Annotated in this window: 20 protein-coding genes; 1 reads left to right on the top strand and 19 read right to left on the bottom strand. The window is 68.9% G+C overall.

Features of this window, described 5'->3' with window-relative positions; translation table 11 throughout:
• Positions 1-25 precede the first annotated feature (25 nt).
• Positions 26-481 (top strand): CopD family protein, encoded by a 456-nt coding sequence (locus GGR71_RS01695; protein ID WP_160963455.1) that lies wholly within the window; start codon positions 26-28, stop codon positions 479-481.
• Positions 482-635: 154 nt separating this feature from the next.
• Here the strand turns inward: GGR71_RS01695 and GGR71_RS01690 are convergent, their stop codons facing one another.
• From GGR71_RS01690 to GGR71_RS01600, 19 genes are all read right to left on the bottom strand, one after another.
• Positions 636-1,595: an acetyl-CoA carboxylase carboxyltransferase subunit alpha gene (locus tag GGR71_RS01690; RefSeq protein ID WP_048492173.1), complete on the bottom strand. Its 960-nt coding sequence runs from the start codon at positions 1,593-1,595 to the stop codon at positions 636-638.
• A 199-nt stretch (positions 1,596-1,794) separates the two neighbouring features.
• Positions 1,795-5,382 (bottom strand): DNA polymerase III subunit alpha, encoded by a 3,588-nt coding sequence (gene dnaE / locus GGR71_RS01685; protein ID WP_160963453.1) that lies wholly within the window; start codon positions 5,380-5,382, stop codon positions 1,795-1,797.
• Positions 5,383-5,548: 166 nt separating this feature from the next.
• Complete coding sequence (locus GGR71_RS01680) at positions 5,549-6,241, bottom strand: ribonuclease HII (RefSeq protein WP_160963992.1); 693 nt, start codon at positions 6,239-6,241, stop codon at positions 5,549-5,551.
• Positions 6,238-7,548: a lipid-A-disaccharide synthase gene (gene lpxB, locus GGR71_RS01675; RefSeq protein ID WP_184451588.1), complete on the bottom strand. Its 1,311-nt coding sequence runs from the start codon at positions 7,546-7,548 to the stop codon at positions 6,238-6,240. Before lpxB ends, GGR71_RS01680 begins: the two co-directional genes overlap by 4 nt.
• Positions 7,545-8,336, bottom strand: coding sequence for an acyl-ACP--UDP-N-acetylglucosamine O-acyltransferase (gene lpxA, locus GGR71_RS01670; RefSeq protein ID WP_160963990.1), 792 nt, complete (start codon positions 8,334-8,336; stop codon positions 7,545-7,547). The genes lpxB and lpxA overlap by 4 nt, the downstream gene beginning before the upstream one ends.
• 19 nt (positions 8,337-8,355) lie before the next feature.
• A complete protein-coding gene (gene fabZ, locus GGR71_RS01665) occupies positions 8,356-8,811 on the bottom strand; it encodes a 3-hydroxyacyl-ACP dehydratase FabZ (protein WP_160963988.1) in 456 nt (151 codons plus the stop codon).
• Positions 8,808-9,830 carry a UDP-3-O-(3-hydroxymyristoyl)glucosamine N-acyltransferase gene (gene lpxD / locus GGR71_RS01660; RefSeq protein WP_160963986.1) on the bottom strand — a complete coding sequence of 341 codons (1,023 nt, stop codon included), beginning with the start codon at positions 9,828-9,830 and terminating at the stop codon, positions 8,808-8,810. Before lpxD ends, fabZ begins: the two co-directional genes overlap by 4 nt.
• Before the next feature lie 369 nt (positions 9,831-10,199).
• Complete coding sequence (gene bamA, locus GGR71_RS01655; protein WP_160963984.1) at positions 10,200-12,620, bottom strand: outer membrane protein assembly factor BamA; 2,421 nt, start codon at positions 12,618-12,620, stop codon at positions 10,200-10,202.
• A gap of 80 nt (positions 12,621-12,700) precedes the next feature.
• Entirely contained in the window at positions 12,701-14,059 is a 1,359-nt protein-coding gene (rseP, locus tag GGR71_RS01650; protein ID WP_160963982.1) for an RIP metalloprotease RseP, read from the bottom strand.
• A gap of 26 nt (positions 14,060-14,085) precedes the next feature.
• Complete coding sequence (dxr, locus tag GGR71_RS01645) at positions 14,086-15,291, bottom strand: 1-deoxy-D-xylulose-5-phosphate reductoisomerase (protein ID WP_160963980.1); 1,206 nt, start codon at positions 15,289-15,291, stop codon at positions 14,086-14,088.
• Between the two features lie 5 nt (positions 15,292-15,296).
• Positions 15,297-16,121: a phosphatidate cytidylyltransferase gene (locus GGR71_RS01640; protein ID WP_048491233.1), complete on the bottom strand. Its 825-nt coding sequence runs from the start codon at positions 16,119-16,121 to the stop codon at positions 15,297-15,299.
• On the bottom strand, positions 16,118-16,858 hold the full coding sequence (gene uppS, locus GGR71_RS01635; RefSeq protein ID WP_160963978.1) for a polyprenyl diphosphate synthase: 741 nt from the start codon (positions 16,856-16,858) through the stop codon (positions 16,118-16,120). Before uppS ends, GGR71_RS01640 begins: the two co-directional genes overlap by 4 nt.
• A 38-nt stretch (positions 16,859-16,896) precedes the next feature.
• Positions 16,897-17,454: a ribosome recycling factor gene (frr, locus tag GGR71_RS01630; protein ID WP_160963976.1), complete on the bottom strand. Its 558-nt coding sequence runs from the start codon at positions 17,452-17,454 to the stop codon at positions 16,897-16,899.
• Between the two features lie 217 nt (positions 17,455-17,671).
• Positions 17,672-18,394, bottom strand: coding sequence for a UMP kinase (gene pyrH, locus GGR71_RS01625; RefSeq protein ID WP_010344040.1), 723 nt, complete (start codon positions 18,392-18,394; stop codon positions 17,672-17,674).
• An 81-nt stretch (positions 18,395-18,475) separates the two neighbouring features.
• Positions 18,476-19,972, bottom strand: coding sequence for a GGDEF domain-containing protein (locus GGR71_RS01620; RefSeq protein WP_160957192.1), 1,497 nt, complete (start codon positions 19,970-19,972; stop codon positions 18,476-18,478).
• Positions 19,973-20,091: 119 nt separating this feature from the next.
• Positions 20,092-20,970 carry a translation elongation factor Ts gene (gene tsf / locus GGR71_RS01615; protein ID WP_048491229.1) on the bottom strand — a complete coding sequence of 293 codons (879 nt, stop codon included), beginning with the start codon at positions 20,968-20,970 and terminating at the stop codon, positions 20,092-20,094.
• A 151-nt stretch (positions 20,971-21,121) separates the two neighbouring features.
• The gene (rpsB, locus tag GGR71_RS01610; protein WP_017908839.1) at positions 21,122-21,919 is read right to left on the bottom strand and encodes a 30S ribosomal protein S2; all 798 of its coding nucleotides are present in this window, start codon (positions 21,917-21,919) and stop codon (positions 21,122-21,124) included.
• A 277-nt stretch (positions 21,920-22,196) separates the two neighbouring features.
• Positions 22,197-22,922, bottom strand: coding sequence for a fimbrial biogenesis chaperone (locus GGR71_RS01605; RefSeq protein WP_456362566.1), 726 nt, complete (start codon positions 22,920-22,922; stop codon positions 22,197-22,199).
• Positions 22,922-23,242, bottom strand: coding sequence for a hypothetical protein (locus GGR71_RS01600; RefSeq protein ID WP_160957191.1), 321 nt, complete (start codon positions 23,240-23,242; stop codon positions 22,922-22,924). Before GGR71_RS01600 ends, GGR71_RS01605 begins: the two co-directional genes overlap by 1 nt.
• Positions 23,243-23,245: the final 3 nt, after the last annotated feature.

Here is a 23,245-nt window from a genome sequence, read left to right as displayed (position 1 = left end):
TACGCCAGCGACCCGGAGCCAGCGCATGCAACTCTATCTGTGGATCAAGTCCCTGCATCTGCTGTTCGTGATCGCATGGATGGCGGCGGTGTTCTACCTGCCGCGGATCCTGGTCAACATCGCCGAGAGCGCGGGCCAGCCACAGGTACAGGAGCGCCTGGCGCTGATGGGGCGGCGCCTGTACCGCTTCGGTCACAGCATGTTCGGCCTGGCGCTGCTGCTGGGGCTGACCCTGTGGCTGGGCTACAAGGTGCTGCCGGACTTCCCGACCATGGTCGCGCCCGGCCACAGCGGCTGGCTGCACGCCAAGCTCGGCCTGGTGGCGCTGATGCTGGCCTACTACGTGTTCACCGGCCGCTGGCTCAAGCGCGTGGGTCAGGCGCAGCCCTTGCCGTCCTCGCGCGCGTTGCGCCTGTTCAACGAACTGCCGGTGCTCGGACTGCTGGTGGTGATCTGGCTGGTGTTGGCCAAGCCGTTTTGAGCGGGGATTGGGGATTCGGGATTGGGGATTCGTAACAGCCAGTCCCTGGCGCCGAATTGTTATAGGTTGCCGCGATCAACACTGGAGCGGAAGAACCCGCTTTTACGAATCCCCAATCCCGAATCCCCAATCCCGAGGCGCCGCGCGCGGCGCCTCACGCCGTCTCGTACGCGCCGTAGCTGCGCAGGCGCTCGTAGCGCTTCTGCAGCAGTTGCTCGATCGGCAGCTGTTCCAGCGCGTCCAGTTCGTTGAGCAGGACCGCCTTCAGGCGCTTGGCCATCTGCGTGGGGTTGCGGTGCGCGCCGCCGATGGGTTCGCGGATCACCTTGTCGACCAGGCCCAGTGCGGACAGGCGCTTGGCGGTCAGGCCGAGCTGCTCGGCGGCGTCCTTGGCCTTGGCCGCGTCCTTCCACAGGATCGAGGCGCAGCCTTCCGGCGAGATCACCGAGTAGGTGCCGTACTCCAGCATCAGGGTGCGGTCGCCCACGCCGATCGCCAGGGCGCCGCCGGAGCCGCCTTCGCCGATCACGGTGCAGATCACCGGCACCTTCAGCTCGGCCATTTCCAGCAGGTTGCGCGCGATCGCCTCGCTCTGGCCGCGCTCCTCGGCGCCGATACCGGGGTAGGCGCCGGGCGTATCGATGAAGGTCAGCAGCGGCAGCTTGAAGCGCTCGGCCAGCTTCATCAGGCGCAGCGCCTTGCGGTAGCCCTCCGGGCGCGGCATGCCGAAATTGCGCGCGATCTTGCTCTTGGTGTCGCGGCCCTTCTGGTGGCCGATGATCACCACCGCACGGCCGTCGATGCGGCCGAGGCCGCCGACGATGGCCTTGTCGTCGGCGAACGCACGGTCGCCGGCCAATTCCTGGAACTCGTCGCAGAACACGTTGATGTAGTCCAGCGTGTACGGGCGCTGCGGATGCCGCGCCAGCTGCGAGATCTGCCACGAGGACAGGTCGCGGAAGATCTGCGCGGTGCGTACCCGCAGCTTGTCCTCCAGCGCCCCCACCTCGGCGTCGACGTTGACCGCCGGGCCGGTGCTGGCGTTGCGCAGTTCCTGGATCTTGGCTTCCAGATCGGCGATGGGTTGCTCGAAGTCGAGGTAGTTCGGGTTCATTGGAAGCCGTGGAGAACGTGAAGCGGGGGAGTTTAGCCGAATGCGGGTGTCTGGCCCGTACGGGGGGGAACGGGGGAAGCCGGGACTCGGGACCGGGGACCGGGGACCCGGGAAAGCAAGGCAAATGCCAGAATTCGGTCGCTCATGGTTTTTGCTTGTGCTTTTCCGGGTCCCCGGTCCCGGGCCCCGGGTCCCGGCTTTACGCCCATGGCGGGCTGTACTTGACCTTCACCGCGCGCACCGCCGGGTCGCCGCGCAGGGCGTCCAGCAACTGTGGGTCCACGCGCACCGAATGGCTGCCGTTGAGGTCGAGCATGCCGGCGATGCCGCCCTGCGCCGACTGCAGCAGCAGGTCCAGGCGCAGCGGGGTCTTGCCCGGGCGGTGGCGGGCGAGCAGGCCGTCGATGCGCGGCCAGGCGCTGCGCTGGCGCAGGTCCAGGCGCAGCGACAGGCGCTGCGCGTGGTGCGTGCAGATCTGTTCGTAGTCCCAGCACTGGCGGATGCGCATGGCGTAGCCGCCGTTGAATTCGTCCTCGCGCACGCCGCCCTTGACGATGAGGATGCGGTCGCGAGTCAGCAGGTGGCCGAACTCGGCGATGGCATCGGAGAACGCGCTGCATTCGATGCGGCCGCGGCCGTCCTCCAGTTGCACGAACACCTGGCTGTCGCCCTTGCGGCGCACGCCGACCACCTGGCCGGCGAGGATCGCGCTGACCTCCGGGCGCCAGGCACGCTTCTCGCCATCGCCGCCGCCACCACGGCCGCCGCCGGATTGCGCGCAGATCTTCTCCAGCGCGCTCAGGTCGCAGCCGACTAGTTCGCGCACTTCGTCGCGGTACGGATCGAACGGATGGCCGCTGAGGTAGAAGCCCAGCGTCTCGCGCTCGCCCGCGAGCAACTGGCCCAGCGGCCATTCCTTGCTCTCCGGCAGGTCCAGGCGCAGCGCCGGCGCACTGGTATCGGCGCCGCCGAACAGCGAGTTCTGCCCGGAGGCGCGCTCGCGCGCCATCTGCTCTGTGGCCTTCATCACCTCCGGCAACTGCAGCATCAGCGTGGCGCGGTTGCTGCCCAGCCCATCCATCGCGCCGGCGTTGATCATCGCCTCGAGGGTGCGCTTGTTGAGCTTGGCCGATTCCACGCGGGTGCAGAAATCCAGCAGCGAGGCGTACTCGCCGCCGCGTTCGCGCTCGGCCACGATCGCTTCGCAGGCGCCGCGGCCGACGCCCTTGATCGCGCCCAGGCCGTACTGGATGGTGTCCGGGGTGGCCGCCTCGAACATGTAGGCCGAGGCGTTGATGCGCGGCGGCAGCACGGTCAGGCCGAGGTTGCGCACCTCGTCGAGGAAGCCGACCACCTTGTCGGTGTTGTCCATGTCCGAGGACAGCGTGGCCGCCATGAACTCGGCCGGGTAGTGGCGTTTCAGCCACGCGGTCTGGTAGCTGACCAGCGCGTAGGCGGCGGCGTGCGACTTGTTGAAGCCGTAGCCGGCGAACTTCTCCATCAGGTCGAAGATTTCGTCGGCCTTGGCCTCGCCGACGCCGCCCTTGGCCGCGCCCTCGCGGAAGATCTCGCGGTGCTTGGCCATTTCCGCCGGCACCTTCTTGCCCATCGCGCGGCGCAGTAGGTCGGCGCCGCCCAGCGAGTAACCGCCGACGATCTGCGCCATCTGCATCACCTGCTCCTGGTACACCATGATGCCGTAGGTGTCCTGCAGGATCGCTTCGGTGCGCGGATCGGGATAGATGATCTCCTGTTGCCCGTGTTTGCGCGCGTTGAAGTCGGGGATCAGGTCCATCGGGCCGGGGCGGTACAGCGACACCAGCGCGATGAGATCTTCGAAGCGGTCGGGGCGGGCGTCCTTCAGCAGCCGGCGCATGCCCGAGGATTCGAACTGGAACACCGCGCCGGTGTTGCCCGAGGCGAAGATGCCCTTGTAGGTCGGCGCGTCGTCGAGCGGGATCGCGGCGATCTCCACCGGCGGGATGCCGGCGCGCGCGTGGCGCACGTTGATCGCCTTCACCGCCCAGTCGATGATGGTCAGGGTGCGCAGGCCGAGGAAGTCGAACTTGACCAGGCCGACCTGCTCGACGTCGTCCTTGTCGAACTGGGTGACCGGGTTCTTGCCGAAGTTGTCGACGTCGTGTTCGGCGAACAGCGGGCAGAAGTCGGACAGCGGCGTCGGCGCGATCACCACGCCGCCGGCGTGCTTGCCGGCGTTGCGGGTCAGGTCCTCGAGCTGCCGCGCCAGGTCCATCAGGTCGCGGACGTCGTCCTCGGCCTGGTAGCGCTGGATCAGCTCCGGCGAGGCCATCTCGCTGTCCTTGCCTTCGCCCATCGCATCCTTCAGCGTGATGCCGAGGATGTTGGGGATCAGCTTGGCGACGCCGTCGACCAGGCCGTACGGGAAGCCGAGCACGCGGCCGCAGTCGCGCACCACCGCCTTGGCCGCCATGGTGCCGTAGGTGATGATCTGGCTGACCCGGTCGCGGCCGTACTTGCGCGCCACGTAGTCGATCACCTCGTCGCGGCGATCCATGCAGAAGTCGATGTCGAAGTCGGGCATCGACACGCGTTCCGGGTTGAGGAAGCGCTCGAACAGCAGGTTGTACGGCAACGGATCCAGGTCGGTGATTTGCAGCGCCCACGCCACCAGCGAGCCGGCGCCGGAGCCGCGGCCCGGGCCGATCGGAATGCCCTGGTTCTTGCCCCACTGGATGAAGTCGGCCACGATCAGGAAGTAGCCGGGGAAGCCCATCTTGATGATGGTGTCCAGCTCGAACTCGAGCCGGTCCACGTAGTCCTGGCGGGTCTTGCCGGGCGCCAGCGGATTCTTTTCCAGACGCGCGGCCAGGCCGTCGCGCGACTGGCTGCGGATCCAGCTGTCCAGCGTCTCGTCGTCGGGCACCGGGTAGGCGGGCAGGAAGTAGGTGCCCAGCTGCATCTCGATGTTGCAGCGTTGCGCCAGCGCCAGGGTGTTGTCGATCGCGTCGGGGATGTCGGCGAACAGCGCGGCCATCTCTTCGGCCGACTTCAGGTATTGCTGGTCGCTGTAGTCGCGCGGCCGCTTGGGGTCGTCGAGCACGCGGCCGGAAGAGATGCACACGCGCGCCTCGTGCGCGGCGAAGTCGCTGGCGTACAGGAAGCGCACGTCGTTGCTGGCGATCACCGGCAGGCCGCGGGTGCCGGCGGCGTGCAGGGCGAACTGGTTGAACGCCTCCTCGCCGTCGCGGCCGGTGCGGGTCAGTTCCAGGTGCAGGCCGTCGCCGAAGATGCGCTGCCAGTCGGCCAGTTGCTGCTCGGCCAGGTCGTGGCGGCCCTCGCTGGCCAGGCGCCCGGCCAGGCTCTCGCGGCCGGCCAGGGCGAACAGGTTGTCGCTGCCGGTCTGCAGCCATTCCGGGCGCAGCGCCACGCCGCCTTCGTTGCGATGGCCTTCCAGCCAGGCGCGGGTCAGCAGCCGCGACAGGCTGAGGTAGCCGTCGCGGTTGCGGCACAGCACGGTCAGCCGCCACGGCGCCTGGGTGCCGTCGGCGATCAGAAGGTCGGCGCCGGCGATCGGCTTGATGCCCACGCCTTCGGCGGCCTTGTAGAACTTGACCAGCGCGAACAGGTTGTTGAGATCGGTGACCGCCAGCGCGGGCAGGTCCAGCTCCACCGCGCGGCTGAGCAGGTTGGCCTGCTTGGCTTTCTTCGGGTCGGCCTGATCCGGTTTCTCGGGCACACGGATGGTCGAATCCGCCAGCGAGAACTCGGTGTGGATGTGCAGATGGGCGAAGCGGGAAGTGGACATGCGGAACCAGAGCGATGCCCGGGCAGGGTAGCGGTGGGGGGCGAACCGGGCAAGGCTTGACAGCGAGGGGCGGGGATCGGGGAGTGGGGATTGGGGATTGGGGATTCGTTGCGGTCTCAGTGGGCGCTGAGTGCGCGTGGTCGCCCGCCTATCCCTGCCGAACGTTCTACGCGAGTTGCAGCGATTCCAGCGAATCCCCAATCCCGACTCCCGAATCCCGGCCCGTCAGGGCCATCCTGACGGGCGCGAAGCTGCGCCGATGGTGGATGCAAGGACCGTGTGCGGCCAGCGCGGCCAGGTGCGCCGGGGTGGCGTAGCCCTTGTGCAGGTCGAAGCCGTAGTGCGGGTGTTCGTCGTGCAGGCGTTGCATGATCCGGTCGCGGGTGACCTTGGCGACGATCGAGGCGGCCATGATCGCGCGGTCCAGGCCGTCGCCGCCGACCAGCGCCTCGGCGGCGCAGGGCAGGCCCTTGGGCACCCGATTGCCGTCGATGCGGGCGAAGCCGGCCACGTGCGCCACGCCCTCGACCGCGCGGCGCATGCCCAGCATGGTCGCCTGGTAGATGTTCAGGCGGTCGATCTCCTCGGCCTCGATCAGCACCACCTGCCAGGCCAGCGCCCGCTCGACGATGCGCGCATACAGCGTCTCGCGGCGCGCCGCAGTCAGCTGCTTGGAGTCGTCCAGCCCGTTGATGCGGGTGCGCGCCGGATCGAACACCACCGCCGCCACCGCCACCGGCCCCGCGAGAGGGCCGCGGCCGGCTTCGTCGACGCCGGCGTAAAGCCGGGAGTGGGGATTCGGGATTGGGGATTCGCAGAGCAGCTCCTGCTGCAGCGATGTGGAGCCTGGGCGCTTCATGCCTTTGTTTCTCTCGAATCCCGAATCCCCATCCCCGAATCCCCGCCTGCCAGCAACTCGAGCACCGCATCGGCCGCGCGCGCCGAGGCGTCCTGGCGCAGCAGCAGGTGCAGGCGTTCGTATTCCGGCTGCAGCGCCGCCACCGCCTGCGGGTTGCGCAGCCAGTGCAGCAACGCGGCGGCCAGGGCGTCGGGGGTGCAGGCGTCCTGCATCAGTTCCGGCGCCAGGTCGTGGCCGGCGAGGATGTTGGGCAGGGCGTAGCGGTCCACCTTCAGCAGGCCCAGCGCCTTGACGATGCGGTAGGTGAGCGGGGCGACCTTGTAGCCGACCACCATCGGTCGCTTCACCAGCATGGCTTCCAGGGTCGCGGTGCCGGACGCCAGCAGCACCGCATCGGCGGCGAGCAGCGCGGTGCGCGCGTCGCCGTCCAGCACCTGGGTGGCCGCCGCCGGCAGGGCCGAACGCGCGAGTTGCTCGGCGATCAGCGCCTTGCACGCGGCATTGGCGGCGGGCACCAGCACGCGCGCATCCGGAAGCTGCTGCAGCACCTGCGCGGCGGCGGCGAAGAAGGTGTCGCCGAGCTTGCCGATCTCGCCCAGGCGGCTGCCCGGCAGCACCGCCAGCACCGGCACGTCGGCGGCCACGCCGAGGGCGGCGCGCGCCGCGCCACGATCGGCGTGCAACGCGATCGCATCGGCCATCGGGTGGCCGACGAAGCGCGCGTCCACGCCGTGTTTGGCGTAGATCGGCGGCTCCATCGGGAACAGGCACAGCACCCGGTCGGCGCTGGCACCGATCTTGGCCGCGCGCTGCTCGCGCCAGGCCCACACCGACGGACTGACGTAATGCACGGTGCGCAGCCCGCGCTGCTTCAGCCAGCGCTCCACGCCCAGGTTGAAGTCGGGCGCGTCGATGCCGACAAACACGTCCGGGCGCCAGGCCAGCAGCCGCTCGCGCAGCGCGCGGCGCAGCTTCAGCAGGCGCGGCAGATGCCGCAGCACTTCCAACAGGCCCATCACCGCCAGCTCGCTGGCGTCGAACCAGGTCTGGCACCCGGCCTGGCGCATCGCCTCGCCGCCGACCCCGGCGAACTCGGCGTCGGGATAGCGCGCGCGCAGCGCCTCGATCAGCCCCGCGCCCAACAAGTCGCCGGAGGCTTCGCCGGCGACCAGGGCGATGCGCAGCGGTGCTGCGCCGGGAATGGGGAATGGGGATTGGGGATTCGCAACAGCGGAAGCGGGGCGATCGGCGCCGGCAGTGCCGCCGTTGCCAATCCCGAATCCCGAATCCCGAATCCCGGCATTCATCGCAACAACGGCCGCTCGCTGGACTCGATGAATTCCAGCATCGCGCGCACGTCCTCGCTGCCTTCGGCCAGCACCGCCAACTGGTGCTTGGCCTCGGCCAGCGGCAGGCCGGCCACGTACAGCGCGCGGTAGGCGCGCTTGATCGCGGCCACGCGCTCGGGATCGAAGCCGCGGCGCTTCAGCCCTTCGCTGTTGATGCCGCGCGGGCGCCCCAGCGAATTGCCGCCGACCATGGTGAACGGCGGCACGTCGCCGTTGATCAGCGCGCCCATGCCGAGGAAGGCGTGATCGCCGATGCGGCAGAACTGGTGCGCGCCGGCGAAGCCGCTGATGATCACGTGGTCGCCCACTTCCACGTGCCCGGCCAGGGTGGTGTTGTTGGAGAACACGCAGTGGTTGCCGACGATGCAGTCGTGGGCGACGTGGGTGTAGGCCAGGAACCAGTTGTCGCTGCCGACCCGGGTGATGCCGCCGCCGCTGCCGGTGCCGCGGCTGATGGTGACGAACTCGCGGATGACGTTGCGGTCGCCGATCACCAGTTCGGTGCGCTCGCCGGCGAACTTCTTGTCCTGCGGGTCGCCGCCGAGCGCGACGTGGCCGACCAGGCGGTTGTCGCGGCCGAGCCGGGTCGGGCCGACGATGCTGCAATGCGAGCCGATCTCGCAGCCTTCGCCGATCTCCACTTCCGCGCCGATCACGGTGAAGGCGCCGACGCGCACGTCGGCGGCCAGCGTCGCCGCCGGGTCGATGACGGCGGACGGGTGGATCAGGGGGGCATTGGCACTCATCGCAGGTCTCCTGCCAGGGTCATTCGCGGGTGCCGGCGCACAACACTTCGGCGCAGGCCACGACCTTGCCGTCGACCTTGGCTTCGCCGTAGTACACCGCCATGTTGCGGATCACCCGCTTGATCTCCACGTGCAGCTCCAGCACATCGCCGGGCACCACCTGGGCACTGAAGCGGGCGTTGTCGACCTTGACCATGTAGAACAGCTTGGACTGCGCGTCGCGTCCCATCGCCAGTTGGGTCAGGATGCCGCCGGCCTGCGCCAGCGCTTCGATGATCAGCACGCCCGGCATGATCGGCTGCCCCGGGAAATGCCCCTGGAAGAACGGCTCGTTCACGCTCACGTTCTTGTGCGCGACGATCCGGCGGTTCTCGAAATCCAGCGAGACCACCTTGTCCACCAGCAGGAACGGGTAGCGGTGCGGGAGCAGTGCGCGGATCTGGGCGATGTCCGGCAGGGGCTGATCGTGGCTCATTCCTTCTCCTTGCTGACAGACAGGATGCGACGGGCCAGGGCATCGAGCTGTTTGAAGCGCGCGGCGTTCTTGCGCCACGTGCGGTTGTCGGTCAATGGGGTGCCGGACGAGTACTCGCCCGGCGCGTGGATGGAGTTGCGCACGACCGACTTGCCGGTGACCACGACCTTGTCGCAGATCTCCAGGTGGCCGACCACGCCGACCGCGCCGCCGAGCATCACGTAGCGGCCGATCTTGGCGCTGCCGGCGATGCCGGTGCAGCCGGCGATGGCGCTGTGCGCGCCGATGTGCACGTTGTGCGCGACCTGCACCAGGTTGTCCAGGCGCACGTCTTCTTCGAGGGTGGTGTCTTCCAGCGCGCCGCGGTCCACGCAGGTGTTGGCGCCGATCTCGCAATCGTCGCCGATGCTGACGCCGCCCAGCTGCGGCACCTTGATCCAGCGGCCGGCGTCCATCGCCAGGCCGAACCCGTCGGCGCCGAGCACCGCGCCGGGATGCACGCGCACGCGCTGGCCCAGGCGCACCCGGGTGACCAGGGTGACGCGGGCGATCAGTTCGCTGCCGGCACCGACCTGGCAGTCCTCGCCGATCACGCAGCCGGGGCCGATCACGCAGCCTTCGCCGACCACGCTGCGCGCGCCGATGCTGACGAAGGCGCCGACGTACGCACTCGCCGCGACCTGCGCGCTGGGATCGATGCTGGCGCTGGGATGGATGCCGGGCGGCCGCGCCGGTGCCGCATCGAACAGCGCGGCGATCTTGGCGAAGGCGACATACGGGTCGCGCGCGATCAGCGCGGTCCCGGGCGCCGCCTCGGCGTCGTCGGCGCGCAGCACCACGATCGCCGCGGTGCTGTCGGCCAGTTGCGCGCGATAGCGGGGATTGGCCAGGAAGCTGAGCTGTCCCGGGCCGGCCTGCGCCAGCGTGGCCACGCCGCGCACCGCGACGCTGCCGTCGCCATGCACCTGCAGGCCGAAACGCTCGGCGATCTCGTCAGCGGTATAGGTCGAAGTATTCACCGGGCGATTCTACCGTGTGCCACCAACCTGGTCATACGTACGGCCGCGTAGGGCGTGCGACCCGCTCGCGCGACACCGCCCGAACAGCCACGATCAACCGACAGATGAGGATCAGCCTACTGGAGTAAAGCCCCCCTTTGGTAAAGGGGGCGCGCCGAAGGCGCGGGGATTCGGAAAGTAATGAGCCGGGCCCGCGATTCGCAACGCGAATCGTGGGGCGTCAGCGCGAATGCGATGGCGCGCGCCCCCTTTTGTTAAAGGGGGCGCGCCGAAGGCGCGGGGATTAGGCAGGCCAAGCCCCGGCCAGATGTTCGCGCAGCGAAAACCTGGGCTGCCAGAGTTTCACCCTGGCAGCGGGTGGGCAGTTCGTCAGAACTGACCGCCGAACGTGAACTGCAGGCGCTCGATCTCGTCGTTGTCTTCCTTCTTCAGCGGAACCGCATAGCTGATCGAGATCGGGCCGACCGGCGCGCGCCACAGCAAGGCGATACCCGTCGAGGCGCGCAGCTGGTTGGACTTGAAGTTGTCCACGCCATTGAACACGTTGCCGACGTCCACGAAGGCCGAGATGCGCGCCGACGGGCTGTCGAACAGCTTCGGGAAGTACATTTCCGCCGAGCCCACGGTCTTGAACGAGCCACCCAGCGGCTGGCCGCGGCTGTACGAGGCGGTGGCCTCCGAGCGCGGGCCGAGGGTATTGTCCTCGAAGCCGCGGACCGAGTTGGTGCCGCCGGCGTAGAAGTTCTCGTAGAACGGCAGGCCCGAGGCAGTGACGCGGCGGATCAGGTTGGAACCGTCGCAGGCCTGCGGGTTGTAGACCGTGGTGCCTTGCGCATCGTTCGTGTAGCTGCCGCAGATGTCGCGCGACACGTCGCTGCCGTAGCTGTCGCCGTAGCCGAACTCCGCGCGGGTGTTGAGCACCAGCGCCGGCGAGATCGGCCAGTACTTGGAGATCTGGTAGTTGAGCTTCCAGTACTCCACGGTCGAGCCGGGCAGGGTGGCTTCCAGGCCCACGCGCTGGTACATGCCGCGGGTGGGCATGAAGTAGTCGTTGCGGGTGTCGCGCGCCCAGCCCAGTTCGCTGCGCCAGGCGTGGAAGGTCTTGGTCCCCATCGCGTCGATGTAGTTGATGATCGCCTGCGGGGTGAAGCCGGGGTAGGTGGTGATCTGGTTGCTGTCGATGCCGAACATCAGCGAGACGCTGTCGGTTTCGGTGATCGGCACGCCGAAGATCACCTGCGCCGCACCGTTGGTGCTGTTGTACTGCGCGGTGCCGAAGTCGGAATAATCCAGCTTGCGCCACGACAGGTTGTAGCCCAGCGACACGCCGTCGTCGGTGAAGAACGGGTTGGTGTAGGAGAACGCGTAGCGCTCCTGGTAGCTGCTGCGCGAGGCGTCCACCGCGACGCGGTTGCCGCCGCCGAGGAAGTTGTTCTGCGACAGCTGCACCGAGGTGGTGACGCCGTAGGTCTGCGAATAGCCCAGGCCGAAGGTGAAGCTGCCCGAGGTGGTCTCCTTGACGTTGTAGACCACGTCGACCTTGTCGTTGCTGCCCGGCACCGGCGGGGTTTCCACGTTCACCGACTCGAAGTAACCCAAGCGCTGCAGGCGGATCTTGGAGCGGTCGATCGCCGCCTGCGAGTACCAGGTGTCCTCAAACTGGCGCATTTCGCGGCGCAGCACTTCGTCGGAGGTGCGGGTGTTGCCGCGGAACACGATGCGCCGCACCGACACGCGCGGGCCCGGCGTCACCTGCAGGTTCACCGCCACCGTGCGCTTCTCGCGGTCGGTGGTCGGGATCGGGGTGACCTTGGCGAAGGCGTAGCCGATGTTGCTCAGGGTATTGGTGATCGCGTCGGAGCTGTATTCCAGCAGCGCGCGCGAGAAGGTGTCGCCGGCCTTGGGGATCACCAGTTTCTCGATCTCTTCCTGCGGCAGGATGGTGTCGCCGGTGACCTTGATGTCGGAGATCTTGTACTGCTCGCCTTCGGTGATGCCGGCGGTCAGGTACATGTCGCGCTTGTCGGGGCTGATCGCGACCTGGGTGGAGTCGACGCTGAAGTCGACATAGCCGCGGTCCAGGTACCAGGAGTTGAGCTTCTCCAGGTCGCCGGACAGCTTTTCCTTGGAGTACTGGTCGTCGCGGCGGTACCAGGACAGCCAGTTGTGCTCGCGCGACTCCCAGTTCTCCAGGATGTCCTGGTTGAGGAATTTCTCGGTGCCGATCAGGTTGACGTGGCGGATCTTGGCCGCCTTGCCTTCCTTGATCGCGATGGCCACATCGACGCGGTTGCGGTCCAGCGGGCTGACCGTCGGGGTGATCTCGACGTTGTACTTGCCGCGGTTGTTGTACTGGCGGGTCAACTCCTGGGTCACCCGGTCCAGGCTCAGCCGGTCGAAGGTGCCGCCTTCGCTGAGGCCGATGTCGGACAGGCCCTTGAGCAGCTCCTCGCTCTTGATGTCCTTGTTGCCGGTGACGGTCAGCTTGTTGATCGCCGGACGTTCCTTGACCGTGACCACCAGGATGTTGCCCTGGCGATCGACGCGCACGTCCTCGAAGAAGCCGGTGCGGTACAGCGCACGGATCGCCTCGGCGACCTTGGCCTCGTCCACGCTGTCGCCGCGTTCCACCGGCAGGTAGGTGAACACGGTGCCGGACGAAATGCGTTGCAGCCCGTCGACGCGGATGTCGCTGGCGGTGAAGGGCTCCGCTACCTGGGCCAGGGCCGGCAGGCTGAGGCTGGCGGCGAGGGCGAGGGCAAGCAGGCGGCGAGTGGGAAATCTCGTCATGTCACGTCCGGTAGAGGTCGATATCGTTGTTGCATGGGCGCCGGCGCAAGACGACAGCGGGTCGAGTGGATCGGCACGGGTCATCGCAGCGCCTGGCCAAAGAGGTCGTTGTAGAACGCCAACCCCATCAGTCCAGCCAGCAACGTCAGGCCCACGAATTGCCCTGCCGCCATGGCACGCTCGCTCAGCGGGCTGCCCTTGACCAACTCGATAAGGTAATACAGCAAGTGCCCGCCGTCCAAGATCGGGATCGGCAGCAGGTTCATGATCGCCAGGCTCAGCGACAGCAGGGCCAGGAAATTCAGGAACCAGTCCGGGCCCTGCTTGGCCGAGACGTTGGCGACCTTGGCGATGGTGATCGGGCCGGAGACGTTCTTCAGCGAGGCCTCGCCGGTCAGCATGCGGCGCAGGATGCCGAGGGTGTCGCCGGCCAGCCGGCCGGTCTCGCGGAAGGCGACCGGGATCGCCGCCAGCGGGCCGTAGCGCAGGGTGGCGTCGTAGGCCGGGCGGCGCTGTTCGCCGATGCCGACGCCCAGCTTCCAGGTCGGCGCGCCGGGACCGGCGGCCTGCTTGAGATGCACCTCCAGGGCCAGCCGTTCGCCGTTGCGCTCGACCTCGATCAGGCCGTTGCCGCCGTCGCGGCCCAGGGCCTGCACCCGCGGCGCGACCTGGTCGGCGCTGGTGATCGAGGTGCCGTCCACTGCCAGCACGCGGTCGCCGGGGCGCAGCACGCCGTCGGCGGCCGAGCCGGGGGTGACGTTGGCGATCACCGCTGGCTGCAGGGTGAAGCGCCAGGTCAGGCCGGCCAGGGCCGGCACCTGCTGCTCATCGAAACCGATCGGCAACTGCGACAGACGCAGGGTGCGCGTATGGCTGGCGCCGTCCTGCGCGTCCTCGGTCTGCACCGGCACGTCTTCGCGGTCCATGGCGGCCACCGTCAGCTGCATGGCGGCCTCGCTCCAGGTCGCGACGTCGCGGTCGCCGACGCGGACGATGCGCTCGCCGGGCTGGAACCCGGCCTGCTGCGCCAGGCCCTCGGCGCGGCCGACGATGGGCGCGTAGTCCTGCTTGCCGATCACGAACATGGCCCACAGCAGCGCCACGCACAGGATCAGGTTGGCGATGGGGCCGGCGGCCACGATGGCGATGCGCTGCCACACGCTCTTGTTGTTGAAGGCCTGTGCGCGCTCGGCCGGGGCCACCTCGCCCTCGCGTTCGTCGAGCATCTTCACGTAGCCGCCGAGCGGGATGGCGGCGATCGCGAACTCGGTGCCGTGGCGGTCGTAGCGCGACCACAGCGGCTTGCCGAAGCCCACCGAGAAGCGCAGCACCTTGACCCCGCAGCGGCGGGCGACCCAGAAATGGCCGAACTCGTGGAAGGTCACCAAGATGCCCAGGCTGACCAGCATCCACCAAATGGAGCCGACGAAATTACCCATGCGCGTGGCTCATGGCGGCGTGGGCATCAAGCATGGGCGAAGTGGCGGGCAATGGCGAGTTCGGTGATCTTGCGCGAGTGCGCATCCGCCGCCAGCAACGCGTCCAGGGAATCGGCCGCGACCACAGGCAGCTCGGTCAGGGCGTTCTCGACCAGCGCAGGAATCGATAGGAAACCGATCCGGCCCTGAAGAAAGGCTGAAACAGCCACTTCGTTGGCCGCGTTCAGGATCGCCGGGGCGCTGCCGCCCGCCTGCATCGCGCGCCAGGCCAGGCCCAGGCAGGGGAAGGCGTCCAGGTCCGGCGCCTCGAAATCGAGCCGGCCCTGCGCCAGCAGGTCCAGCCCGGCGACCCCGGAGGCGATGCGCTCCGGCCAGCCCAGACCCACCGCCAGGGTGGTGCGCATGTCCGGCAGGCCCATCTGCGCCAGGGTCGAACCGTCGATGAACTCGACCAGCGAATGCACCAGGCTCTGCGGGTGCACCAGCACCTCGATGCGCTCGGGCGCCAGCGCGAACAGGTGGTGAGCCTCGATCACTTCCAGGCCCTTATTCATCAACGTCGCCGAATCGACCGAGATCTTCGGCCCCATCGACCACTTCGGGTGCGCCACGGCCTGCGCCGGGGTCACCGTCTGCAGGCGCGTGCGGTCCCAGCCGCGGAACGGGCCGCCGGAGGCGGTCAGCAGCACCCGCCGCACCTCGGCGCCGGTCTGGCGCGAGCGCAGGCACTGGAAGATGGCGTTGTGCTCGCTGTCGATCGGGATGATCTCGGCACCGGCCGCCGCGGCCGCGGCGGTGACCAGTTCGCCGGCCAGCACCAGCGCTTCCTTGTTGGCCAGCAGCAGGCGCTTGCCGGCGCGGGCCGCAGCCAGGGTCGAGGCCAGGCCGGCGGCACCCACGATCGCGGCGACCACGCTGTCGCAGGCGTCGCTGGCCACCAGCTGGTCCAGCGCGGCGTCGCCGGCATGTGCCTGGGTCGACAGCCCGGCCGCGCGCAGGCCGTCGCGCAGCGCCGGGTACAGGGCCGGATCGGCGATCACCGCATGTGCGGGGCGGTGCGTGGCGCACAGCGCCAGCAGCGCGTCGACGTTGCGACCGGCCGCCAGCACGCCGGCACGCAGGCGCTGCGGATGGCGTGCGATCACGTCCAGCGCCGAGGCGCCGATCGAGCCGGTGGCGCCGAGCACGGCGATGGTGCGAACCGTGGCGGCCTTGCTGGGTTGCGTGTTCACCGGCCTCAGAACCCGAAGATGTCCTTGCCCAGCGCGAAGATCGGCAGCGCCGCCAGCACGCCGTCGATCCGGTCCAGCACGCCGCCATGGCCAGGAATCACGTTGCCCGAGTCCTTGGCGCCGACGTGGCGCTTGAGCAGGCTCTCGAACAGGTCGCCGACCACCGAAGCCAGCACGCTGACCGCGGCCACGATCAGCAGCCCGGGCAGGTGCGGCAGGGTCACCCCGGCCAGCCAGCCGAAGCCGGCGGCCACGATCAGGCCGGCCAGCAGGCCGCCGACCAGGCCTTCCACGGTTTTGTTGGGGCTGATCCGCGGCGCCAGCTTGTGCTTGCCGAACTGGCGGCCGGCGAAATAGGCGCCGGAATCGGCGGCCCACACCGTGGCCAGCGCGGTCAGCAGCCAGCGGTGGCCGTTCGGCTCGCTGGCATGGATCAGGCCCAGCGCGGCCCAGGCCGGCACGATCGCCAGGGTGCCGGCGGCGAGCTTGAACACCCGCGCATAGGTGGCGTGGTCGGAGCCGAAGCGGTAGAAGCCCAGCCACAGCAGCGCCACGCACCACCAGCCGGCACCGATCAGCGTGGTCAGCTGGAACAGCACCAGCGAGCCGGCCGAGGCCCACACCAGCAGCACCATCAGCAGCAGGTTGAGCAGCAGCAGGATGGTGCGCGGCAGGGTGTCGTCGACTTCCGCCAGCTTCAGCCACTCCCACAGGCCGATCAGGAAGATCAACGCGGCCAGCGCGACCAGCCACTGGGTCGGCAGCAGCAGGATGGCGCAGATGGCCAGCGGGGCCATGATCAGCGCGGCGATGACGCGGGTACGGGTCATGCGGAAACGTTCTCCGTCGCCGCTTCGGCGACCTGCGCGCTGGTGAGGCCGAAACGCCGCTCGCGGCGGGCGTAGTCGTCCAGGGCTTGTTGCAGCACCTCTGGTCCGAACTCGGGCCAGAGGGTCTCGGTGAACCACAGTTCGGTATAGGCCAGCTGCCACAGCAGGAAGTTGCTGATGCGCAGGTCGCCGCCGGTGCGGATGAACAGGTCCGGCGGCGGCAGGTCGGCCAGCGCCATGCGCGCCGACAGCGCGTCCTCGTCGATCTGCTCCGGGCGCAGGCGCCCGGCGGCAACGTCCTCGGCCAGCGCGCGCGCGGCCAGGGCGATGTCCTGGCGGCCGCCGTAGCTGGCGGCGATCGACAGGTGCAGGGCCTGATTGTCGCGGGTGCGCGCCTCGGCCTGGGCCATGCGCTCGCACAGCGACGGCGCGAAGCGCGAACGGTCGCCGATGAAGCGCACGCGCACGCCGCGCCGCTGCAGCTCCTCGACCTCGCGGTCGAGTGCGTGCAGGAACAGCTTCATCAGCGCGTCCACTTCCTCCTGCGGGCGCCCCCAGTTCTCGCTGGAAAAGGCGAACAGGGTCAGTGCGGCGATGCCGCGCTCCAGGCAGAAGTCGATGGTGCGGTTGACCGCGCGGGCGCCGGCACGGTGGCCGATCACGCGCGGCCGGCGGCGACGCTGCGCCCAGCGGCCGTTGCCATCCATGATGATGGCCAGGTGGCGGGGCAAGGACATGGGGACGGGGTCGGAAGGCATGGCCGGCAGGCGCAGGCTCAGACCGCCATCAGTTCCTGTTCCTTGCCCTTGACTACGTCGTCCACGTCCTTGATCGCCTTGTCGGTCAGCTTCTGGATGTCGTCCTCGCTGGCGCGGGCCTCGTCCTCGGTGACCTTCTTGTCCTTCAGCAGGTCCTTGACCTGCTGGTTGGCGTCGCGGCGGATGTTGCGGATCGCGACCTTGGTGTCCTCGCCTTCGCCGTGCACGACCTTGGACAGCTCGCGGCGGCGCTCCTCGGTGAGCGCGGGCAGGTTGAGGCGGATGGTGGTGCCGGCGGTGTTCGGGGTCAGGCCCAGGTCCGAGGCCAGGATCGCCTTCTCGACCGCGCCGACCATCTGCTTTTCCCAGGGGGTGATGGTCAGCGAACGCGCATCGGCGACGGCGACGCTGGCGACCTGGCTCAGCGGCATGTCCGAGCCGTAGTAGTTGACCTTCAGGTGCTCGACCAAGGCGGTCGACGCGCGGCCGGTGCGCACCTTGATGAGTGTATGACGCAGCGCGTCGATGCTCTTGGCCATGCGGGTCTGTGCGTCTTGCTTGATTTCGTTGAGCATCGCCGGTGTCCGTGCTGAATCTGAATCGGACGATTATAGCCGGGAAAGGCGTGGGGCCGGGATTGGGGATTCGGGATTGGGAATTCGCAAAAGCCGCGCTTCAGGCGCTATGCACCGCGATGGCGTTCCCGCAGGTGCGATGCTGCAGCGCGCAACGCTCTTGCGAATCCCCAATCCCCAATCCCCAATCCCCAATCCCCAATCCCGGGTCGGGGCATCAGCCCCGACCCTTCACCAACGTGCCGATCTCGGCGCCGCGCAGGATCTTCAGCAGTTCGCCGGGCTGGCCCATGTTGAAGATGCGCAGCGGCAGGTCGCTGTCGCGGGCCAGGGCGAAGGCGGCGGTGTCCATCACCTCGAGGTTGCGGGCGATGACTTCGTCGTAGGTCAGGCTGTCGAAGCGCACCGCGTCGGCGTGCTTCTTCGGGTCCTTGTCGTACACGCCGTCGACCTTGGTCGCCTTCAGCAGCAGGTCGGCGCCGATCTCGATCGCGCGCAGCGCCGCGCCGGAGTCGGTGGTGAAGAAGGGATTGCCGGTGCCGGCGGCGAAGATCGCGATGCGGCCCTTCTCAAGGTGGCGGATCGCGCGGCGACGGATGAAGTCCTCGCACACGTCGTTGATCTTGATCGCGCTCATCACCCGCACCTTGGCGCCGAGCTTCTCCAGCGCGTCCTGCATCGCCAGTGCGTTGATGACGGTGGCGAGCATGCCCATGTGGTCGCCGGTGACCCGGTCCATGCCGTTGGCGGCCAGGCCGGCGCCGCGGAAGATGTTGCCGCCGCCGATCACCAGCGCCACTTCGGCGCCGGCCTGCTGCGCCTCGATCACCTCATGGGCGAGGCGATTGATGATCTTGGGGTCGATGCCGTAGTCCCCGTCTCCCATCAGCGCTTCGCCGGAAAGTTTCAACAGGATACGGCGATAGGCGAGCTGGGACATGGCGACCTCGTTGGGGGATGACGGGCAAACCACACGATTTTAGCCGATGCGCGCCAGCGCGTCTGTGCCGTCGGCGATGCTTCAGCGTTGCGCCTCGCCGGACGAGCGCGCGGTGACGCGGTTGCGACCGCCGTGCTTGGCGCTGTACAGCATGTCGTCGGCTGCCTGCAGCAGTTCCTGCGCGCTGTTGAAGCGCTCGCGGCCGCCCTGGGTGGCCACGCCCGCGGAGAAGCTGATGTGCAGCGGCCCCTGCTTGGTTTCGGTCATGGGCCGCTGCGCGATCTCGGCGAGGATGCGCCGCATCACCCCGAGCGCGGCTTCCTCGCCGGTGTTGGGCAGCAGCACCAGGAACTCCTCGCCGCCGAAGCGCGCCACGGTGTCGCTGCTGCGCAGCAGCGGCTGCAGGGTCTGCGCGAACGCGCGCAGCACCTGGTCGCCGACCAGGTGGCCGTGCGCGTCGTTGATCTTCTTGAAATCGTCCAGGTCGATGAAGGCCACCGATAGCGGCCAGTCGTGGCGGTTGGCCAGCTCGAACTGCTGCTTGAGCAGGGTGTCCAGCTGGTGCCGATTGAATACGCCAGTGAGGGCGTCGCGGCTGGCCTGTTCGGCCAGGCGTCGCGCGTGCTGCTCGTACTCGTCGGCACGCTGGCGCACGCGGTTGGCTTCCTGCACTTCGCGCAGGTTGCGCAGCACCATCAGCTCGCGCGCGTGGCTGATGATCGCATCGACCCGTTCCGGCTGTGCGATGCGCACATCGAAGATCGGGCTGACTGCCGGCAACGCCTCGGCGATGTGGCCGACCACCTCGTCGAAGCGGCGGCTGTCCAGCTGCAGCTCGTGGTAGGCGCGTTGCATGGCGTGGGTGCGCGCGGCTTCGGGGTCGTTGCTGAGCCAGATATCGGCGATCGGGCCGGACAGCCGCACGCAGATGTCGAAGGGGTCGGTCGCGGCCGTGGTGTCGCCGCCGCTGCCGATGCTGCGCTGCAGGTAGCCGGGCAGCTTCCATTTCTGCGCCAGCCAGGCGCCGACTTCGGCACGGTCGGCGCCCAGATGTTCGCGCTCCAGCGCGCTCAGCCGCTGCGGATCGCCGGCGGCCTCGCGCAGCAGCGCGGCGTACTGGTCGTGGCAGACGTGCAGCAGGGCCAGCGCGCCCATGTCCTGCAGCAGCCCGGCCAGCATCAGCTCCTCGTGCTTGCGCAGCCCCGCGACCTGGCCGAGCAGGCGGCTGGCCAGCGCCGCCAGCACGCTGCGCCGCCACAGCCGTTCCTGCGGCTCGCCGCTGCCGCCACGCAGGCTCTGCACCATCGAAAAGCCCAGCGCCAGGCTCAGCGCGGCGTTCAGGCCGAGCATGGTCAGGGCCTGGCCGAGGTTGTCGACGCGGCGCCGGCTGGCGTACAGCGGGGAGTTGGCGATGCGCAGCATGCGCGCGCTCAGCGCCATGTCCATGGCGATGGCGTCGGCGGTGGCGGCGAGATCCACGTCCGCATCCTGCGCCAGTTCGATGATGCGCAGGGCAACGCCGGGCGGCGAGGGCAGGTCGCGGGAGTGGCTCAGGATCGCTTCGAGTTCAGGGTGCATGCACTTCCGATACGGCATGGAATGAGAGGTGGGGCAGCGGCCTGTCCCGGCCCGCGCAGCGTACACCCGCAAAAAAAAAGCCGCGACAGTGCGCGGCTCTTTTCTTCCCGGGCGCGGGATCAGGCCAGGCCGGCCTGCTTCATCACTTCTGCGGCGTAGTCTTCCACCACCTTCTCGATGCCTTCGCCCACCGCCAGGCGCTGGAAGCCGACCACGTCGGCGCCGGCGGCCTTCACCGCCTGCTCCACGGTCTGGTCGGTGTTCAGCACGTAGGGCTGGCCGTACAGGGTGACTTCGTTGACGATCTTGGCGATCTTGCCGCTGATGATCTTCTCCAGGATGTCGGCCGGCTTGGCCTTGTCCTTCTCCGACATCTTGGCCAGCTCGATTTCCTTTTCCTTGGCCACGAACTCGGCCGGCACGTCGGACGCCTTGACGTGCGGCGGGTTCATCGCCGCGATGTGCATGGCGATGCCGCGGGCCAGGTCGGCGTCGCCGCCCTTGACCTCGACCAGCACGCCGATGCGGCCGCCGTGCACGTAGGCGGCGACGTTGTTGGCGCTGTCGATGCGCACCAGGCGGCGCACCTGCACGTTCTCGCCGACCTTGGCGATGACCGCGGCGCGGGCTTCCTCGACGGTCTCGCCGCCGGGCAGCTTGGCGCTCTTCAACGCTTCGACGTCGGCGGCGCCGGAGGTCAGCGCAGCCTGGACCACGGCGTCGGTGAAGGCCAGGAAGTTGTTGTCCTTGGCGACGAAGTCGGTCTCGGAGTTGATTTCGACCAGGACCGCCTTGCCGCCGTCCTGGGCCATCGCGATGCGGCCTTCGGCGGCGACGCGGTCGGCCTTCTTGTCGGCCTTGGCCAGGCCCGACTTGCGCAGCCACTCGGCAGCGTTGTCGATGTTGCCGGCGTTCTCGGTGAGCGCCTTCTTGCACTCCATCATGCCGGCGCCAGTGCGCTCGCGCAGTTCCTTGACCAGGGAAGCAGTGATTTCCACGGGATGTCCTCACGAAAGGTGGGAAAAGGCCGGCTTGCGGCCGGCCGGAAGATCTTGGGAGCGGGCGCCGCAGGCGGCGCTCGCGAAGCCGGGCGCGCCGAACGCGCCGGGCGGCGGCTGCGCATGATCGCGCAGCCGCATGGCGCGCCGGTTACTCGGCGGCGGGAGCGGTCTCTTCGGCCTTCTTGCCGTTCTTGCGCGGGCCGCGGCCCTTGTCGTCGCCGCCCTCGGCGAACTCTTCCTCGCGCACGCTGGCGGCGTTCGGCGCAGCGGCCTTGCCTTCCAGCACGGCGTCGGCGGCGGCACGGGCGTACAGCTGCACGGCGCGGATGGCGTCGTCGTTGCCCGGGATGGCGTAGTCCACCAGGTCCGGGTTGTAGTTGGTGTCGACCACCGCGATCACCGGGATGCCGAGCTTCTTGGCTTCCTTGATGGCGATGTCTTCATGGCCGATGTCGATGACGAACAGGGCGTCGGGCAGGCGGTTCATTTCCTTGATGCCGCCCAGCGAGGCTTCCAGCTTGTCGCGCTCGCGGCGCAGGGTCAGCACTTCGTGCTTGACCAGCTTGTCGAAGGTGCCGTCGGTCTCGGCCGCTTCCAGCTCCTTCAGACGCGCCACCGACTGCTTGACGGTGCGGAAGTTGGTCAGCGTGCCGCCCAGCCAGCGCTGGGTCATGAACGGCTGGCCGCAACGCTCGGCTTCTTCCTTCACCGCGTCGCGGGCGCTGCGCTTGGTGCCCAGGAACAGGATGGTGCCGCGCTTCTGCGCGACGCTGGAGATGAAGTTCATCGCGTCGTTGAACAGCGGAACCGTCTTCTCGAGGTTGATGATGTGGATCTTGCCGCGCGCGCCGAAGATGTACGGCGCCATCTTGGGGTTCCAGTAGCGGGTCTGGTGGCCGAAGTGGACGCCGGCTTCCAGCATCTGACGCATGGTGACCTGGGGCATTGCAGTGACTCCTGATGGGGAACCGGCCGTGCGCGGGCAGGAAAGGGTGAAGCGCGCGCATGACGGCGGCCTTTGTGGGTCCGCACGACGATTCCGGGGTTGGGCCTCCCTGCTGTCTCCGTGGCCGAACTCCTTGCGGAGCACCCCGGCACGGGCGATGGCAGCAAGTGTGAATTCGCCGGTGCGTCCGGCGTGGACGGTCCATCGGCCGATGACAGGCACGACGAAGCCGCGCACTATACCTGGCGGAAGGCGGTGGCGCAATGCGCCGCGCGGCTCATTCGGCCGGCAGCGGCTGCAGCGGTGCCTGGTCGTCGAGCCGTGCCGCGAAGCGGCCGCCGGGGGCGGCCGCGGCGGCCGGCAACGGCCAGCGCTTGTAGTCGCCGGCCAGGACGTAGCCGGCGAGGCTGGGGAACAGGGTCAGGGGATGGCCGTCGGCGCCGATGAAGCTCAGGTCGCTGAGCCTGGCATGGGCGCTGCCGTGATTGTGCACCACCAGCTCCGGCCCATGCGCGCCGGCGATCAGGTGGGCGCTGAGGCGCGATGCGGCTGCCGGATCCGGCGCACTCAGGAACACCGGTGTGGAATAGCGCAGCAGCAGCGGCGCGCCCGGCGTGGCGGGCGCGGCGGCGTCGGGCGGCGTGGCGCGTTCCTCCAGCACCAGGCGGTAGGCGGCTTCGTCGGCGCTGGCGGGGCCGGTACGCACCAGCCGCAGCAGTTGCCGTCCCTGCGCCGGGATATCGATCGATTGGGGGCTCGCGCGGACCTCGTCGGTGCTCTCCAGGTCGTCCATCCCGTCGGTCTGCCGCCACCGGTACACCTGGACCTGCGCCTGCCAGGGGCGGTCCTGGGTGTTGCTCAGCCAGATCTCGGTGCTGGTCTCGCCGGGGGTCAGTTGCACCAGGGTCGGGCTGATCCGCACCCCGGTCGCGTCGGCGCTGCCGGCCAGCGCCAGCAGCAGCGTTAGCAGCGGGCGCGTGCGCGCTCGGCGGGCGCCGCCCACTAGAACGCGACCGTGGCGTAGCGCGCCGGGCCGCGCGGCGCGGCGCCTGCCGCGGACAGCCTCAACGCCAGCGCGGTTCCGACACTGGGCGCGGGCGCGCCGTCGATGTTGACCTGATAGGCCAGCGGACGGTTGCAGGCGACGCTCGGCAGCGCCCCGGGCTGCGCGCGGGCCAGGGCACCGATCTCGCAACTGCGCTCGATGCGGATGCCGATCCGCAACAGGGCGCCGCCGGTGCCGACAGCGGGCTGCGCCGCCGCATCGGTGCCGGCCACGCACAGGCTCGCCAGCAGCAGCGGTCGCAGGAACGGCACGGTCATCAA

The organism is Xanthomonas sp. F1, from assembly GCF_014199855.1.
The sequence above is the reverse complement of the archived record's forward strand: the minus strand, read 5'-3'. Positions and strand labels throughout refer to the sequence as shown.

Bases quoted from the DNA above. Each gene is read 5' to 3' on its own strand.
- frr (WP_160963976.1), bottom strand. From the start codon at position 17,454: ATGCTCAACGAAATCAAGCAAGACGCACAGACCCGCATGGCCAAGAGC.
- dnaE (WP_160963453.1), bottom strand. From the start codon at position 5,382: ATGTCCACTTCCCGCTTCGCCCATCTGCACATCCACACCGAGTTCTCG.
- lpxB (WP_184451588.1), bottom strand. From the start codon at position 7,548: ATGAATGCCGGGATTCGGGATTCGGGATTCGGGATTGGCAACGGCGGC.
- GGR71_RS01695 (WP_160963455.1), top strand. From the start codon at position 26: ATGCAACTCTATCTGTGGATCAAGTCCCTGCATCTGCTGTTCGTGATC.
- lpxA (WP_160963990.1), bottom strand. From the start codon at position 8,336: ATGAGTGCCAATGCCCCCCTGATCCACCCGTCCGCCGTCATCGACCCG.
- bamA (WP_160963984.1), bottom strand. From the start codon at position 12,620: ATGACGAGATTTCCCACTCGCCGCCTGCTTGCCCTCGCCCTCGCCGCC.
- fabZ (WP_160963988.1), bottom strand. From the start codon at position 8,811: ATGAGCCACGATCAGCCCCTGCCGGACATCGCCCAGATCCGCGCACTG.
- GGR71_RS01640 (WP_048491233.1), bottom strand. From the start codon at position 16,121: ATGACCCGTACCCGCGTCATCGCCGCGCTGATCATGGCCCCGCTGGCC.
- GGR71_RS01620 (WP_160957192.1), bottom strand. From the start codon at position 19,972: ATGCACCCTGAACTCGAAGCGATCCTGAGCCACTCCCGCGACCTGCCC.
- rseP (WP_160963982.1), bottom strand. From the start codon at position 14,059: ATGGGTAATTTCGTCGGCTCCATTTGGTGGATGCTGGTCAGCCTGGGC.
- GGR71_RS01600 (WP_160957191.1), bottom strand. From the start codon at position 23,242: ATGACCGTGCCGTTCCTGCGACCGCTGCTGCTGGCGAGCCTGTGCGTG.
- GGR71_RS01690 (WP_048492173.1), bottom strand. From the start codon at position 1,595: ATGAACCCGAACTACCTCGACTTCGAGCAACCCATCGCCGATCTGGAA.
- rpsB (WP_017908839.1), bottom strand. From the start codon at position 21,919: ATGCCCCAGGTCACCATGCGTCAGATGCTGGAAGCCGGCGTCCACTTC.
- GGR71_RS01680 (WP_160963992.1), bottom strand. From the start codon at position 6,241: ATGAAGCGCCCAGGCTCCACATCGCTGCAGCAGGAGCTGCTCTGCGAA.
- uppS (WP_160963978.1), bottom strand. From the start codon at position 16,858: ATGTCCTTGCCCCGCCACCTGGCCATCATCATGGATGGCAACGGCCGC.
- pyrH (WP_010344040.1), bottom strand. From the start codon at position 18,394: ATGTCCCAGCTCGCCTATCGCCGTATCCTGTTGAAACTTTCCGGCGAA.